At 67.8% G+C, this 15,297-nt stretch carries 16 protein-coding genes and 1 tRNA gene; 11 read left to right on the top strand and 6 right to left on the bottom strand.

The features are described 5' to 3' along the window. Nucleotides 1–26: 26 nt before the first annotated feature. From E5S69_RS19800 to hemW, 4 genes are all read left to right on the top strand, one after another. Complete coding sequence (locus E5S69_RS19800) at nt 27–941, top strand: PP2C family protein-serine/threonine phosphatase (RefSeq protein WP_171516333.1); 915 nt, start codon at nt 27–29, stop codon at nt 939–941. Between the two features lie 97 nt (nt 942–1,038). Then, on the top strand, nt 1,039–1,758 hold the full coding sequence (rph, locus tag E5S69_RS19805) for a ribonuclease PH (RefSeq protein ID WP_171516334.1): 720 nt from the start codon (nt 1,039–1,041) through the stop codon (nt 1,756–1,758). 15 nt (nt 1,759–1,773) lie between these two features. Then, nucleotides 1,774–2,391 (top strand): RdgB/HAM1 family non-canonical purine NTP pyrophosphatase, encoded by a 618-nt coding sequence (gene rdgB, locus E5S69_RS19810; RefSeq protein ID WP_171516335.1) that lies wholly within the window; start codon nt 1,774–1,776, stop codon nt 2,389–2,391. After that, nucleotides 2,388–3,620, top strand: a complete 1,233-nt coding sequence (gene hemW / locus E5S69_RS19815) for a radical SAM family heme chaperone HemW (RefSeq protein WP_171516336.1) — start codon at nt 2,388–2,390, stop codon at nt 3,618–3,620. The genes rdgB and hemW overlap by 4 nt, the downstream gene beginning before the upstream one ends. Nucleotides 3,621–3,700: 80 nt before the next feature. On the opposite strand, the gene E5S69_RS19820 is transcribed toward hemW, so the two are convergent. Next, on the bottom strand, nt 3,701–4,219 hold the full coding sequence (locus tag E5S69_RS19820) for a glycine zipper 2TM domain-containing protein (RefSeq protein WP_171516337.1): 519 nt from the start codon (nt 4,217–4,219) through the stop codon (nt 3,701–3,703). A gap of 288 nt (nt 4,220–4,507) precedes the next feature. Here E5S69_RS19820 and E5S69_RS19825 point away from each other — a divergent pair. Beyond that, a tRNA-Ser gene (locus E5S69_RS19825) sits at nt 4,508–4,597 on the top strand. Between the two features lie 43 nt (nt 4,598–4,640). On the opposite strand, the gene E5S69_RS19830 is transcribed toward E5S69_RS19825, so the two are convergent. The 5 genes from E5S69_RS19830 to E5S69_RS19850 are packed head-to-tail and all read right to left on the bottom strand — an operon-like array spanning nt 4,641 to nt 8,572. Further along, nucleotides 4,641–5,015, bottom strand: a complete 375-nt coding sequence (locus E5S69_RS19830) for a hypothetical protein (RefSeq protein ID WP_171516338.1) — start codon at nt 5,013–5,015, stop codon at nt 4,641–4,643. Nucleotides 5,016–5,067: 52 nt separating this feature from the next. Further along, nucleotides 5,068–6,234: a betaine/proline/choline family ABC transporter ATP-binding protein gene (locus E5S69_RS19835; RefSeq protein WP_171516339.1), complete on the bottom strand. Its 1,167-nt coding sequence runs from the start codon at nt 6,232–6,234 to the stop codon at nt 5,068–5,070. Then, a complete protein-coding gene (locus E5S69_RS19840) occupies nt 6,231–6,881 on the bottom strand; it encodes an ABC transporter permease (protein ID WP_171516340.1) in 651 nt (216 codons plus the stop codon). The genes E5S69_RS19835 and E5S69_RS19840 overlap by 4 nt, the downstream gene beginning before the upstream one ends. A gap of 10 nt (nt 6,882–6,891) precedes the next feature. Further along, nucleotides 6,892–7,827, bottom strand: coding sequence for a glycine betaine ABC transporter substrate-binding protein (locus E5S69_RS19845; RefSeq protein ID WP_171516341.1), 936 nt, complete (start codon nt 7,825–7,827; stop codon nt 6,892–6,894). 28 nt (nt 7,828–7,855) lie between these two features. Further along, nucleotides 7,856–8,572 carry an ABC transporter permease gene (locus tag E5S69_RS19850; RefSeq protein WP_171516342.1) on the bottom strand — a complete coding sequence of 239 codons (717 nt, stop codon included), beginning with the start codon at nt 8,570–8,572 and terminating at the stop codon, nt 7,856–7,858. A gap of 193 nt (nt 8,573–8,765) precedes the next feature. Between E5S69_RS19850 and E5S69_RS19855 the strand changes: the two genes are divergently transcribed. The 6 genes from E5S69_RS19855 to E5S69_RS19880 all read left to right on the top strand — a co-directional run bounded on the left by E5S69_RS19855 (nt 8,766) and on the right by E5S69_RS19880 (nt 15,264). After that, complete coding sequence (locus E5S69_RS19855) at nt 8,766–9,182, top strand: hypothetical protein (protein ID WP_171516343.1); 417 nt, start codon at nt 8,766–8,768, stop codon at nt 9,180–9,182. A 57-nt stretch (nt 9,183–9,239) separates the two neighbouring features. After that, nucleotides 9,240–10,160: a pirin family protein gene (locus E5S69_RS19860; protein ID WP_171516344.1), complete on the top strand. Its 921-nt coding sequence runs from the start codon at nt 9,240–9,242 to the stop codon at nt 10,158–10,160. Between the two features lie 299 nt (nt 10,161–10,459). Continuing rightward, entirely contained in the window at nt 10,460–12,022 is a 1,563-nt protein-coding gene (locus E5S69_RS19865; protein WP_171516345.1) for an ATP-binding cassette domain-containing protein, read from the top strand. Further along, the gene (locus E5S69_RS19870; protein ID WP_171516346.1) at nt 12,015–13,124 is read left to right on the top strand and encodes an ABC transporter permease; all 1,110 of its coding nucleotides are present in this window, start codon (nt 12,015–12,017) and stop codon (nt 13,122–13,124) included. Before E5S69_RS19865 ends, E5S69_RS19870 begins: the two co-directional genes overlap by 8 nt. An 18-nt stretch (nt 13,125–13,142) precedes the next feature. After that, nucleotides 13,143–14,063: an ABC transporter permease gene (locus tag E5S69_RS19875; protein WP_171516347.1), complete on the top strand. Its 921-nt coding sequence runs from the start codon at nt 13,143–13,145 to the stop codon at nt 14,061–14,063. Nucleotides 14,064–14,118: 55 nt separating this feature from the next. Beyond that, nucleotides 14,119–15,264, top strand: coding sequence for a BMP family ABC transporter substrate-binding protein (locus E5S69_RS19880; protein WP_171516348.1), 1,146 nt, complete (start codon nt 14,119–14,121; stop codon nt 15,262–15,264). The last annotated feature ends 33 nt before the right edge of the window (nt 15,265–15,297 follow it).

Consider the following 15,297-nt stretch of genomic DNA (forward strand, 5'->3'; position numbering starts at 1 on the left):
GCCAATCAAGAGCCCACCTAGACAACATGCGATTCTCTGTCTACCAGGAAAGCAGGAAAGGCGGCCGCCGCATCAACCAGGACCGCATGGGCTATTGCTTCACGCGCGATGCGCTGCTGATGGTGCTGGCCGACGGCCTGGGCGGCCATGCCCACGGCGAAGTCGCCGCGCAGCAGGCGCTGCAGACGCTGGCGCGCCAGTTCCAGCTGCAGGCCCGGCCCGCGGTGCGCAACCCGGCCGAGTTCCTGCAGGACACCATCATGCTGGCGCACCGAGAAATCCATCGCTACGCCGAAGCCAACCAGATGGCCGACGTGCCGCGCACCACCGTGGTCTGCTGCCTGGTGCAGCAGGGCCAGATCCATTGGGCCCACGCCGGCGATTCGCGCTATTACCTGCTGCGCAAGGGCCAGCTGCTGACGCGCACGCGCGACCACTCCAAGATCGAGAACCTGCTGCAGCAAGAGCGCGTACTGCCGATGGACGTGGCCAACCACCCCGAGCGCAACAAGCTCTACAACTGCCTCGGTTCGCCCAACCTGCCCCTGATCGACCTCGGCGGGCCGGTGCGGCTGGAACCGGGCGACGTCGCCCTGCTCTGCTCCGATGGCCTGTGGGGCCCGCTGGAAGAGCCGATGCTGGTGGACAAGCTGACGCGCCTGTCGGTGGTGCAGGCGGTGCCGGCGCTGATCGACCAGGCGCTGCAGCAGGCCGGCGAAGGTGCCGACAACACCACCGGCATCGCCATGATGTGGGAGCTGGACACCAGTGCCACCGGCCAGGATGCGGTGATGACCGACACCCTACCGCTCAACGCCTTCACCACCTCGATCCTGGAGCGCAACGGTACGGAGAGCGACCTGCTGTCCGAAGAGGAAATCGAGCGCTCGATCGCCGAGATCCGCGCCGCCATCGACAAGACCAGCAACCTGATGCGGTGATGCGCGGCCCTCGCCGGGGCAGCCATGCAGCGCGCATGGGCTGGGGGCGGTAGAATCGCGATCTCTCCCGTTTCTACCCTTCCGGACTATCCATCCCATGCGACCCAGCGGCCGCGCAGCCGATGCGCTGCGTTCCATCAGCCTTACCCGCCACTACACCCGCCACGCCGAAGGCTCTGTCCTGTGCGCCTTTGGCGACACCAAGGTGCTTTGCACCGCCAGCGTGCTGGCCAAGGTGCCGCCGCACAAGAAAGGTAGCGGCGAAGGCTGGGTCACGGCCGAATACGGCATGCTGCCGCGCGCCACGCATACGCGTTCCGACCGCGAGGCCGCGCGCGGCAAGCAGACCGGCCGCACCCAGGAAATCCAGCGCCTGATCGGCCGCGCCATGCGCTCGGTGTTCGACCTCGCGGCGCTGGGCGAATACACGCTCCACCTCGATTGCGACGTGCTGCAGGCCGACGGCGGCACCCGCACCGCCGCCATCACCGGCGCCTTTGTCGCCGCCCACGACGCGATCTCGACCATGCTGCGCGACGGCCTGATCGCCGCCAGCCCGATCCGCGACCACGTCGCCGCGGTCTCGGTCGGCATGGTCGAAGGCGTGCCGGTGCTTGACCTGGACTACGCCGAAGACAGCACCTGCGATACCGACATGAACGTGGTGATGACCGGCAGCGGCGGCTTTGTCGAGGTGCAGGGCACCGCCGAGGGCGCGCCCTTCAGCCGCGCCGACCTCGACGCCATGACGCGCCTGGCCGAAGCCGGCATTGCCCGGCTGGTGCGGCACCAGCGCGAAGCGCTGGGCCTGGCCTGAGCCGCGGAGCGCGCGATGCAACGCCTGGTCCTGGCTTCCAACAATCCGGGCAAGCTGCGCGAGTTCGGCGCGCTGCTGGCCCCGCTCGGCTTTGACGTGGTGACGCAGGGGGAACTCGGTATTCCCGAGGCCGAAGAGCCCTTCGCCACCTTCGTCGAAAACGCGCTGGCCAAGGCGCGCCATGCCAGCCGGCTGGCCGGCCTGCCCGCGCTGGCCGACGACTCCGGCGTCTGCGTGCAGGCGCTGGACGGCGCCCCCGGGGTCTATTCCGCGCGCTATGCGCAGATGGCGGGACAGGCCAAGTCGGATACGGCCAACAACGCCTACCTGGTCTCGCAACTGTCCGGCAAGCTCAACCGCCACGCGTACTACTACTGCGTGCTGGTGTTCGTGCGCCACGCCGAAGACCCGTGCCCGATCATCGCCGAAGGCGTGTGGCACGGCGAGGTCGTCGACACGCCGCGCGGCGCGGGCGGCTTTGGCTATGATCCGCACTTCCTGCTGCCGGGGCTGGGCAAGACCGCCGCCGAGCTGTCGCCCGAAGAGAAGAACCGCGTCAGCCACCGCGCCCAGGCGCTGCGCGCACTGGCGGCCCGGCTGCAGGCCGAGGCCGCGGAGTCTGCCGTCCGATGATTCCGATCGTACCGGCCTCCGTGTCCGTACCCGTGGACAGCAAGCAGCTGTGGCTCAAGCCGGGGCAGATCAGCCTGCCCGGCTCGCCGCCGCTGTCGCTGTACGTGCATATCCCCTGGTGCGTGCGCAAGTGCCCCTATTGCGATTTCAACTCGCACGCCGCTCCCGGCGCCGACAACCACGAGATTCCGGAAGAGATCTACCTGGACGCGCTGCGCGCGGACCTGGAGCAGTCGCTGCCGCTGGTATGGGGCCGACCGGTCCATACCGTCTTCATCGGCGGCGGCACGCCCAGCCTGCTGTCGGCGGCGGGCATGGACCGGCTGCTGTCCGATATCCGCGCGCTGCTGCCGCTGGACGCCGATGCCGAGATCACGATGGAGGCCAATCCCGGCACCTTCGAGGCCGACAAGTTCGCCAGCTACCGCGCCAGCGGCATCAACCGGCTGTCGATCGGCATCCAGAGCTTCAACGACCGGCACCTGCAGGCGCTCGGGCGCATCCACGGCGGCACCGAAGCCCGCCGTGCCATCGACATCGCGCAGGCCAGCTTCGACAACATCAACCTGGACCTGATGTACGCGCTGCCGGGCCAGACGCTGCAGGAATGCCAGGCCGACGTGGAGGCCGCGCTGGCCTACGGCACCACGCACCTGTCGCTGTACCACCTGACGCTGGAGCCGAACACGCTGTTCGCCAGGTTCCCGCCGGCGCTGCCGGACGACGACAGCGCCTACGAGATGCAGGACTGGATCGAAGCGCGCACGGCCGCGGCGGGCTATCGGCACTACGAAACATCGGCGTATGCGAAACCGCATCGCGAGGCGCGCCACAACCTGAACTACTGGCGCTTCGGCGACTACCTCGGCATCGGTGCCGGCGCGCATGGCAAGCTGTCGTTCCCGCATCGGGTGCTGCGCCAGATGCGGCACAAGCATCCGGCCACGTATATGGCACAGGCGATGGCCGGCAACGCGGTGCAGGAAGCGCGCGATGTCGGCGCCGATGAACTGCCGTTCGAGTTCATGCTCAATGCGCTGCGGCTGACCGACGGCGTGCCCGCCGCGAGCTTTCATGACTACACCGGACTGCCGCTGCATACGATCAGCAAGCAACTCGCCGAGGCGGAAAAGAAGGGGCTGCTGGAAGCGGACCTGGCCACCATCCGCCCCACTGAACTGGGGCGGCGCTTCCTCAATGACCTGCAGGAGATGTTCCTGAAGGACTGAGCGCCGCGAGGCGGGCTACAAAAAAAAGGCCACGCGACAGCGTGGCCTTTGATTTTTCTGGCAAACGTCAGGCAGGCAGGTCAGTAAGGCGTCGCCATGTCGTTGGCCACGCGGGCGCGCATGCCCACCTGCAGGCTGCCCAGGTTCGACTGCGTGACCGTGGCCAGGCGGCCATCGTCGAGGCGCACGTTGACGCGATAGACCGTCTGCGTGTTGCTGCCCGCGCGCTTCTCGATCTGGTTGCCGGCCACGGCGCCGACCACGGCACCGCCGATGGTCGCCGCGGTCTGGCCGCGCCCGCCGCCAACCTGGTGGCCCAGCAGGCCGCCCGCGGCGCCGCCGATCACGGTGCCCAGCAGGCCCGAGCTGCCCTGCGTGGTGGTGACCGGTTCGATCGATTCGACGCGGCCGTAGTACACCGCGCCGGCCGGGGCCTGCGAGGTGTTCGGGGTCTGGTACCCCGGATTGGGCGTCTGGTACCCCGGAGGCGGCGCGTTGTAGCCGGTGTCATAGCCACTGTTGTACGGCGCGGCACAACCAGCCAGCGCAGCGGCCGCGGCCACCGGAACGATCAGCCAAGTCTTGCTAGGGATTCGCATTTTGAGTTCTCCTCTGTTGCCAGGCGAAAGCCGGGGATGCGGCACACAGCGCAGTGCCCCGGCACGACAATATGAGCGATGGCGCGATGTGAAGGTTCCGTCTTGTCAGACAGAGCCCGACAACGCGGCAACAGATGTGGCAGGATATTTACGCCCGCGCCCATGCCGTCGGCGCAAGTCCCCATCAGGACACGCGGGCCTTGTATAATGCGCGGCCAGACCGGAGCGTCTGCACGCGGCAATGCGCCGGAGGCCCTGTCCTTTCGCGCTACAATGCCCGCACTTTCCGGAAGCGTGGCCGAGTGGTTTAAGGCAGCAGTCTTGAAAACTGCCGATGGGGTGACCCATCCGTGAGTTCGAATCTCACCGCTTCCGCCAGACAAGAAAACGGCCCGCACCAGCGACTGGTGCGGGCCGTTTTTCATTCGGCATCGTCGTGCAGGCCCTGCCTCAGCAACCGGTAGGCCTCGCCCTCGGAAATCCCGAGCCGGTACTTGGTGGCCAGCACGCGCGCCAGGCCGTGGGCCGCGCCGGGCGGGCTGTGCCGCAGCTGCTCGCGGTAGGCCTCGACTTCATAGCGCAGGCGCCAGCGCCGGCTTGCCAGGTAGAGCACGCCCATCAGGCCCCAGCTGCGCCAGAACTGGCGCACGTGGACCTTCTCATGCTCGATCAGCGCCTGGCTGGCGCCGGGGCGCAGCAGGATCAGCGGACCGGGCGTGAAGCCATCAAACCCGCGCGGGATCAGCCAGCGGGTTTCGACGACCAGGCACAGCGGCGAGCGGCAATAGCGGAGCATGCCTCAAGCATAGCGCGCAGACGCTTGCCCTGCCGTGGCCGGCACTGCCGCGTCAGGCGGCCGCGCGCAGCGGCGTGGCGGCCGCCGCCGGCGCGCCGGCCTGGCCGCGCGAGCGGCCGGAGCTGAGATAGCCCGCGATCGATTCCTGCGTGACCTCGCCCAGGTAAGCGCCGTCCGCCCCCATCACCGGCAGCCAGCTGGTGTTGTGCTGGTACATGCGCGACAGCACGATGCGCAGGTGCTCGTCGAAGGCCGCGGTAACGGCGAACGGCCGCATCACGTCGCTGCACTGGCCCTGCCCGGAACGCGCATCGCGGCGCGTGACGTAGCCCAGCGCCACTTGCGCGTCGTCGACCACCGGCAGGTGGCGCACGTCGGCGTCGTCCATCACGGCCAGCGCCTCGGCCAGCGGCATGCCGGGGCGGCAGCTGGGCGGCATGGTGGCGGCATCGCCGGCGCGCACCAGCAGCAGCCGCTTGAGCGTGTTGTCGTGGCCGACGAAGGCCTGCACGAACTCGTCGGCCGGATGCGCCAGCAGCGCGTCGGGGTGGTCGAACTGCACCAGCTGGCCCCGGCGGAACACCGCGACCTTGTCGGCCAGCTTGATCGCTTCGTCGATATCGTGCGAGACCATGATCACGGTCTTGCCGAGCTGGCGCTGCATCTGCAGGAATTCGTTCTGGATGCTCTCGCGGTTGATCGGGTCGACCGCGCCGAAGGGCTCGTCCATCAGCAGCAGCGGCGCGTCGGCCGCCAGCGCGCGGATCACGCCGATGCGCTGCTGCTGGCCGCCGGACAGCTCGCGCGGATAGCGCGACAGCAGCCGGTTGGGATCGAGCTGCACCATCGCCATCAGTTCGCGCGCGCGCTCGCGGCATTGCTTCCTGTCCCAGCCCAGCAGGCGCGGCACCACCATGATGTTCTCTTCGATGGTCATGTTGGGGAACAGGCCGATCTGCTGGATCACGTAGCCTATCTTGCGGCGCAGCGTCACGCCGTCGAGGCCGCGCGTATCCTCGCCATCGATGCGGACCGTGCCCGAGGTCGGCTCGATCAGCCGGTTGATCATCTTCAGCGTGGTGGTCTTGCCGCAGCCCGACGGGCCCAGGAAGACGCAGATCTCGCCGCGCGGCACCGTCAGCGAGACGGCGTCGACGGCGCGCGTTTCAGTGCCGTCTTTCTGCGGGAAGGACTTGGTGAGTTGGTCGAGTTCGATCAAAGCCGGATTCCTTTCGGCGTCAGCGCCCGCTGCAGCCACTGCAGGAAGGCGTCCGCCACGATGGCGAGCAGGCTGACCAGGACCGCGCCCACGGCCAGCTTGCTCATGTTGCTCTGGCTGATCGCCTGCAGGATCAGCACCCCGAGGCCACCTGCGCCGATGATGGCGGCAATGGTGGCAACCCCAATATTCATCACTACGGCGGTACGCACGCCGCCGAGGATCACCGGCACCGCCAGCGGCAAGTCCACCAGCCGCATCCGTTGCCAGGTGGTCATGCCGATGCCGCGGCCGGCTTCCTGGATGCCGGGGTCGACATTGGCCAGTGCGGTGTAGGTGTTGCGCATGATCGGCAGCAGCGAGTACAGGAACACCGCCGTCACCGCGGGCACGTAGCCGAGTGCGTGGCCAAAGCGCGCGAAGACCGGGATCATCAGCCCGAACAACGCGATCGACGGCAGCGTCAGCACGATTGTCGCCAGCGCCAGCAGCGGCGTGGCGAGCGCGCGGAAGCGCGTGATCACGATGCCCAGCGGCACTCCGATCAGGATCGCCAGCCCCACCGCCGAGCCCACCAGCGCCAGGTGCTGGCCGGTCATCTTCAGCAGCGTGGGCCAGCTGTGCTGCAGGTAAGAGTACAAGTCCATGCGGCCCTCCTCAGATCAGCCCGTGGCCGTGCAGGAATTCCTCCGCGACCTTGTCCACCGGCTGCTGGCCGATGTCCACCTTGTAGTTCATGTCGGTCATGCTCTGGTTGTCGAGCGTGGCCGCGAGCGCGTTGAGCAGGCCCGCCAGTTCGGGGTGCTTGTCGAGCACCGGCTTGCGCACCACCGGCACCGCGTTGTACGGCGGGAAGAAGTGCTGGTCATCCTCCAGCAGCACCAGGTCGAAGCCCTTGACGCGGCCGTCGGTGGCGTACACCAGGCCCAGTTCCACCTGGTTGTTCTTCAGCGCGGTGTAGACCAGGCCCGGATCGAGCTGGATCACGTCGCGACGCGAAAACGGCAGCTGGTACTGCGCTTTTAGCGGCGCCAGCCCGTCGGGGCGCGCGGCGAATTCCATGTCGACGGCAAACGGATGGCTGGCGTCGGGGCCCGCCTTGCGCATCCGCTCGGCAAACGCCGACAGCGTGGTCGCGCCGCTGGCGGCGGCGCGCTCCTTCGGCATGGCCAACGCGTAGGTGTTGTTGATGCCGGAGGCATCGAGCCATACCAGCCCGCGCGCGCCGTCCATCTGCTTGACGCGCGCATAGCTTTGCTGCGCGTCCAGCTTCTCTTCGACCTTGTTGAACACGATCAGCGCGGTGCCGGTGTAGTCCCACACCACGTCGAGCTGGTCGCTCTCCATGGCCTGGCGCATCAGCGTGCTGCCCAGGCCGGCGGTCAGTTCGGCGTCAAAGCCCTTGGCGCGCAGGTATTTGGTGGTCATCGACGACAGCAGCAGCTGCTCGGTGAAGTTCTTGCCGCCCACGCGGAGGGGCGCACCGGCGGCATGGGCCTCGGGTGCGGTGGCCAGCGCCAGGCCGGCCGCGAAGGCGGTGACCGCCGCCACCACCAGGGCGACCCGGCGCGCGCGGCGGCGGATGAATTGCATCTGTTTTTCCATGTCGGTGTCCCCAGGTTCAGCGCGCCAGGCCGCGGCGGCGCAGGTACAGCTGGCCGGCGCCGGCAAACAGCGCATCGAGGGCCAGCGCCAGCAGCGCGGTGGCGGCGGCGCCCAGCAGCAGCAGCGGCTGGTTGTTCAGGTAGATGCCCGGGAAGATCAGCTCGCCCAGGCTGTTGGCGCCGATCAGGAACGACAGCGGCACGGTGCCGACGTTGATCACCAGCGCGATGCGGATGCCGGCCAGCATCACCGGCAGCGCATTGGGCAGTTCCACACGCAGCAGGCGCTGGGCCGGCGTCATGCCGATGCCGCGCGCGGCTTCCAGCAGCGTGGGCGAGACATTGCGCAGGCCCTCGTAGGTGTTGCGCACGATCGGCAGCAACGAGGCCAGCCACAGCGCCAGGATGGCGGGCCGCTCGCCAATGCCGAGCACGGCCAGCGCCAGCGCCAGCACCGCCAGCGACGGCACGGTATTGCCCACGTTGAAGACCTGCATCAGCCGGTCGGCCCAGCGGCGCATGCACGGGCGGCTCAGCGCGATGCCGGCCGGGATGCCGGTGGCCAGCGCCAGCGCCATCGACAGCACCACCAGCCGCAGGTGGTCGGCCACGTCGTAGAGCAGGCGTTCCTGGTACTGGCGGATCACGTCGACGCCGATGCACGCCACCAATGCGGCGAGCGCGGCAAGCGTCAGTCCTGCCCAGGCCAGCTCCCGTGCCGATTGCTTTGACATACTCTCCCATTTTCCAGCCTGAAAAGCGCGCAGAGCGCCACTTCCCAGCGACGGAAAACAATATGGGCTGGTGCGTGCGGAGATGGGGCGCCACCAAGCCCGGTTCAGATTGCATTGCCGCCATGACCGGCACGATTGCCGGCGGACGGTCTGTGGATTCGTCCGCCGTGGGCGGGGAATCTCGATTGACGGGATGCCGCGTGCGCAGCAGTCCCTGAAGCGGCGCAACCGGCGGTGCAAGCACATCGCGATCGGTTGGCCAGTGGCAGCGCAAGTATTGAAGTTTTCCGACGCGCCGCCGGTCCATCGGCCGTTGACTGGCAAGGGCTGGCGGGATTTTCCCACGCCGCTTCTCGCATCAACGGATGACAAAAAGAGCGCTATTATAGCGATCTTCATCGATCTTGTCACCTTCGGCGTTTTTAGAGCAGATCTGGCCCTGATCTTCGGCCTTTTGCAAGTCGCGAGGGCAGGCAGCGGGCACCGCACATGGCCGCACGTCTTCGTTCTGAATTCGCTACTCAACGCTCATTTACGCTACCGACAGAACAATCTGTTGCCTGCGCGCCCTCTACTCTTTCCCCGCCAAACCCCTAAATTGGCAAGGTAGCTGAAACGACGGACCGCCCGGCCATCGCCGCGCCAACCCGTCCCACAGGAGCAAGCCATGGACACCCGTACCCCCACCCCTACCATTCCGGCAGCCACCGCGGAAACCGTGCGGCGCTCGCGCACCGTCGACCGCGTGGTGCGCGGCATCGCCACCTCGGACGGCGCCGGCGTCAAGCTGACGCGCGTGCTGACGCAGAACCTGCAGCGCCGGCTGGATCCGTTCCTGATGCTGGATGCCTTCGGCACCGATAGCAAGGACGACTACATCGGCGGCTTCCCCGATCACCCGCACCGCGGCTTCGAGACCATCACCTACATGCTGGCTGGACGCATGCGCCATCGCGACAGCGCCGGCAACGAAGGCCTGCTGCAGAACGGCGGCGCGCAGTGGATGGTGGCGGGCGCCGGCGTGGTCCACTCGGAAATGCCGGAGCAGGAAGACGGCCGCATGGAAGGCTTCCAGCTGTGGCTGAACCTGCCGGCTGCCGACAAGATGACGGCGCCGTGGTACCGCGACCTGCCGGCCGCCGAGATCCCGACCGTTGCGCTCGGGCATGGCGCTACGGTGCGTGTGCTGGCCGGCGCCAGCCATGGCGTGACCGGCGCGATCACGCGGCCGGTGACCGAGCCGGTCTACCTGGACGTCGACCTGCCGGCCGGCCAGGCCTTTGCGCAGGCGCTGCCGGCCGGACACAACGCCTTTATCTACGTGTACCGGGGCGAAGTCTCGGTCGGCGCAGGCGACGATCGCGCCGTGATCGAAGCGCAGCGCATGGGCGTGCTGGACAACGCCGGCCAGTCCGACGGCGTCATCGTCACGGCTGAGGCCGACGCGCGCTTCCTGCTGATCGCCGGCCGCCCGCTGAACGAGCCGATCGCGCAGTACGGCCCGTTCGTGATGAACACGCAGGAGCAGATCTACCAGACCCTGGCGGATTTCCGCGACGGGCGCTTTGCGACGGCTGCCGGAGGGTAATCCAGATTTCCGGTTTGCTAGCCTGCATCCCAGGACCGCCGCCTCCGGCAAGGAGGCGGCGGTTTTTTTTCGTGCCTCAGCCGGCATGCGACTTGCAACCACCCCGCAACCGTTGCACAGACTGGACACTCGCCCGATTCGGGCCTTCCAGCCCCCGCGCACTTATATAATTCGTCACCAATACCAGGCATCACGAATTCATGATGAATGCTGCAATGCGTCGCGGCGATGCTGCGCCACGCACTGCCGCGCTTTTGACGCATCCCGTTGCTGCCACAACAACAATCCGAGCCGCCTCAGTGACATCACAACTCCCTCCCCGGCTGGCGCTGGCCCATATCAGCAAGCGCTACCCGGGCGTCGTCGCCAACGACGACGTCAGCCTCAGCGTTGCGCCTGGCGAGATCCATGCCGTGCTGGGCGAAAACGGCGCCGGCAAGTCCACCCTGATGAAGATCATTTTCGGCGCGGTCCGTCCCGATGCCGGCGAGATGCACTTCAACGGGGCCCCGGTCACCATCAACAGCCCGCACGACGCCCGCAACCTGGGCATCGCCATGGTGTTCCAGCATTTCTCGCTGTTCGACACGCTGACCGTGACCGAGAACATCGCGCTGGGCCTGCCGCCCGCGCAGCAAGGCAACATGAAGCAGCTGGCCGAGCGCATCCGCGCAACCGCCGGGCGCTACGGGCTGCCGCTGGAGCCGAATCGCCATGTGCACACGCTGTCGGTCGGCGAGCGCCAGCGCGTCGAGATCGTGCGCGCGCTGCTGGCCAGCCCGCAACTGCTGATCCTGGACGAGCCCACTTCGGTGCTGACGCCGCAGGCCGTGGAAACGCTGTTCGTCACGCTGCGCCAGCTGGCCGCCGAAGGCACCAGCATCCTCTACATCAGCCACAAGCTCGACGAAATCCGCGCGCTGTGCCATCACGCCACCGTGATGCGCATGGGCAAGGTCACCGGTGTGTGCGATCCGCGCCAGGAAACCGCGGCGTCGCTGTCGCGCCTGATGATCGGCGGCGAACCGCCGCGCGAGGCCCGCGTGGCCGCGCAGCGCGGGCCGGTGCGCTTGAGCGTGCAAGGCCTGTCGCTGCCGCGCGCGCACGCGTTCGCGACCGAGCTGAGCCAGGTTTCACTCGATGTCCACGCCGGCGAGATCGTCGGCATCGCCGGGGTCTCGGGCAACGGCCAGCAGGAGCTGCTGGCCGCGCTGTCCGGCGAAGACACGCGCGCCGACGCCATGTCGGTGCAGCTCGCCGGCAAGCCGGCGGGCCGCCTCGACGCGCGCCAGCGCCGCCGCGCCGGGCTGGCGTTCGTGCCGGAAGAGCGCCTGGGCCGCGGCGCGGTGCCAGGCATGAGCCTGGCCACCAATATCCTGTTGTCGCACCAGACCCCGCCCTATGTCCGGCAAGGCATGATCTCGCCCGGCGCCGCCACCGGGCTGGCATCGGCCGTGATCGGCCGCTTCCGCGTCAAGGCCAGCGGGCCGCATGCGCTGGCGCGCAGCCTGTCGGGCGGCAACCTGCAGAAATTCATTGTCGGCCGCGAGATCGAAAGCGGCCCGAAGGTACTGATCGTGGCACAACCCACCTGGGGCGTCGATGTCGGCGCCGCGGCGCAGATCCATAACGAGATCCTGGCGCTGAAGGCCACCGGCTGCGCCATCCTGGTGGTGTCGGAAGAGCTCGACGAACTGTTCGCGATCTGCGACCGGCTGCACGTGATCGCCAAGGGCCGGCTGTCGCCGTCGGTGGCGACCGAGACCGCCACGCGCGAGCAGGTGGGGCTCTGGATGAGCGGGTTGTGGGAAGGCGGCCCGGCCCAGGCCCATGCCGGCACGGAGGTGGCAAGCCATGGCTGAGATGCGCACCCTGCTGCCCCGTTCCCCGCTCACGCTGGCACCGCGCGGCCTGCCCTCGCGCGCGATGGCCTACGCCTCGCCGGTTCTCGCGCTGGCGCTGACGCTGCTGTTCGGCGCGCTGCTGTTCCTCGCGCTCGGCAAGGATCCCGTGGCGGCGCTCAAGGTGTTCCTGGCCGATCCGCTGCGCGACCAGCGCGCGATTGGCGAGGTGCTGCTCAAGACCGTGCCGCTGGTGCTGTGCGCGCTGGGCCTGTCGGTGTGCTACCGCGCCAACGTGTGGAATATCGGCGCCGACGGCCAGTTGATCGCCGGCGGCATCTGCGCCGGCGCGGCCGTGCTGTATTTCGATGTGCCGGGCCAGACCATGCCGGGCAGCGCGGTGCTGGTGCTGGCGTCGCTGGCCGGCATTGTCGGCGGCATGGCGTGGGCGTCGCTGACCGCGCTGCTGAAGGACCGCTTCAACGCCAACGAGATCCTGGTCTCGCTGATGCTGACCTACATCGCGCAGCAGCTGCTGCTGTGGGTGGTGAACGGGCCGCTGAAGGATCCCAACGGCATGAACTTCCCGCAATCGAAGGTGTTCTCGTCCGAATACCTGCTGCCCAACCTGATGGCGGGCTCGCGGCTGCATGTGGGCTTTGTCGTGATGCTGGTGCTGGTCGCGGTGATGACCGTGTTCGTGTTCCGCAGCTTTGCCGGCTACCGGCTGCAGGTGGGCGGCACCGCGCCGGCCGCGGCGCGCTATGCCGGTTTCTCGGCGCGCAGCGCGCTGTGGAGCGCGCTGCTGATCTCCGGCGCCACCGCCGGCCTGGCGGGCGCCTTCGAAGTGGTGGGGCCGATCGGGCAACTGCTGCCTTCGATCTCGCCGGGCTACGGCTTCACCGCCATCATCGTCGCCTTTATCGGGCGGCTGCATCCGGTCGGCACCGTATTCGGCGGCATCATGATGTCGCTGTTCTATATCGGCGGCGAGATGGCGCAGTCGCGCCTGGGGCTGCCTTCGGCCATCGGCTGGGTGTTCCAGGGCATGCTGCTGTTCTTCCTGCTGGCGTGCGACACGCTGATCGACAATCGCCTGCGCTGGCGCGCCACCACGGCCTGAGCGGAGCATACACAGAACATGGAACAACTCGCTCCCCTCATCGCCACCGCCATCAACGCCGGCACGCCGCTGCTGCTGGCGGCGCTGGGCCTTTTGATCAACGAACGCGCGGGCGTGCTCAACCTGGGTGCCGAAGGCATGATGCTGGTCGCCGCTGTGGCCGGCTTCATGGTCGGCTACCAGACCCAGTCGCCCATGCTCGGCTTTGCCGCCGGTGCGCTGGCCGGCATGCTGATGGCCACGCTGTTCTCGTGGCTGGCGCTGGTGCTGGCCACCAACCAGGTGGCCACCGGGCTGGCGCTGTCGATCTTCGGCACCGGCCTGTCGGCCTTCATGGGCCAGCGCTTCGTCGGCCATGCCATGCCGGCGCAGGCCAAGGCCGTGCCGGGACTGGCGGACCTGCCCTTCTTCGGGCCGGCATTCTTCCAGCATCACTGGATGGTGTACTTCAGCCTGCTGCTGTGCTTCGCCATCATGTGGTTCCTGTTCCGCACGCGCGCCGGGCTGACGCTGCGCGCGATCGGCGAGTCGCCGGAATCCGCGCACGCGCTGGGCTATCCGGTGCGCACCATCCGCTTCGGCGCGCTGCTGTTCGGCGGCGCATGCTGCGGGCTGGCGGGCGCCTATCTGTCGCTGGTCTACACCCCGATGTGGGTCGAGAACCTGGTGGCCGGCCGCGGCTGGATCGCACTGGCACTGACCACCTTCGCCACCTGGCGCCCGGGCCGCGTGCTGGTGGGTGCGTGGCTGTTCGGCGCCGTCACCATCCTGCAGTTCTACCTGCAGGGCATTGGCGTGTCGGTGCCCTCGCAGTTCCTGTCGATGCTGCCCTACGCCGCCACCATCGTGGTGCTGGCGCTGATCTCGCGCAACCCCGCGTGGATACGCCTGAATATGCCGGCATCGCTTGGCAAGCCGTTCCGCCCCGGCAATGCCTGATCGTTTTTCTGACGGAAATCCCCGAGCCACCAACCCATACACACAAGGAGAAATCATGATCGTCACGCGCAGGAAGACCCTGGCGGCGCTGGCCGCTACCGCCGTGCTGGCCATGGCCGGCTGCGGCAAGAAGGAAGCCGGCAAGCCCGCCGAACCCGCCGGTGCCGCTTCCGCGCCCGCTGCCGGGCAGGCGGCCGAGCCGCTCAAGGTCGCGTTCGTCTATATCGGCCCGGTCGGCGATGCCGGCTGGACCTTCGCGCATGACACCGGCCGCAAGGCCGTCGAAGAGAAGTTCGGCAACAAGGTCAAGACCACCTTCGTCGAAAACGTGCCCGAATCCGCCGCCGACGCCGAGCGCGTGTTCCGCGACCTGGCCAGCCAGGGCAACAAGCTGATCTTCGGCACCACCTTCGGCTACATGGAGTCGATGCTCAAGGTCGCCAAGGAATTCCCGGACGTGAAGTTCGAGCACGCCACCGGCTTCAAGACCGCCGACAACCTGGCCCAGTACGATGTGCGCACCTATGAAGGCGCCTACCTGGCAGGCGTGGTCGCCGGCAAGATGAGCAAGACCGGCAAGATGGGCGTGGTGGCCTCGGTGCCGATCCCCGAGGTGATCCGCAATATCGACTCGTTTACGCTTGGCGCGCGCAGCGTCAACCCGAACGCCACGGTCAAGGTGGTGTGGGTCAACAAGTGGTTCGATCCGGGCAAGGAACGCGAAGCCGCGACCACGCTGATCGGCCAGGGCGTGGACATGCTGATGCAGAACACCGACTCCGCCGCCGTGGTGCAGACCGCGCAGGAGAAAGGCGTGCATGCCTTCGGCTGGGACAGCGACATGAGCAAGTTCGGCGACAAGGCCCACCTGGCCGCGTCGGTGATCTCGTGGGGCGTCTACTACAACAAGGTGGTCGAAGACGTGCTGAACAACCAGTGGAAGAACAGCACCACGTGGTGGGGCCTGAAGGAAGGCATGATCGACCTGAAGGGCTACAACGCCGACGTGCCGGCCGACGTCAAGGCGCTGGTCGACGAGCGCAAGAAGGGCATCGCCGACGGCACCGCGCCGATCTGGAAGGGACCGATCAAGGACAACACCGGCAAGGAACAGCTGGCCAAGGACCAGGTCGCGGATGACAAATTCCTGCACGGCGTGAAGTTCTATGTCGAGGGCGTGGAAGGGAAGATCCCGGGCTGATTGGTGCACCAAAGTCGCCCGAGCCAACCTAAG

Source organism: Cupriavidus necator (assembly GCF_013141915.1).
In the GTDB taxonomy this organism is placed as follows: domain Bacteria; phylum Pseudomonadota; class Gammaproteobacteria; order Burkholderiales; family Burkholderiaceae; genus Cupriavidus; species Cupriavidus necator_B.